At 66.9% G+C, this 236-nt stretch carries 1 pseudogene; it reads left to right on the plus strand.

Annotation, left to right across the window (positions count from 1 at the left end):
• A pseudogene (locus SB751_RS35295) lies at positions 1 to 236 on the plus strand (oxidase); the annotation flags it as partial.

A 236-nucleotide genomic window follows, 5' to 3' on the forward strand; every position in this document is an offset into this window, starting at 1 on the left:
TGGTGCCCGGCTATTACGGCACGTACTGGGTCAAGCACCTGGCGGACATCCAGGTGCTTGACCAGGAGTTCGACGGCTTCTGGATGCAGAAGGCCTATCGCATCCCCGACAACGACTGCGCCTGTACGCCCGCGGGCAAGGCGCCGGAGAAGCCCCGCCCCATCGGCCGCTACAACGTGCGCAGCTTCATCACCAGCCTGGCCGATGGCGCCCGCGTCGCCAAGGGCGCACGGATG

The organism is Cupriavidus sp. SIMBA_020 (assembly GCF_046535395.1).
Classification (GTDB): domain Bacteria; phylum Pseudomonadota; class Gammaproteobacteria; order Burkholderiales; family Burkholderiaceae; genus Cupriavidus; species Cupriavidus campinensis.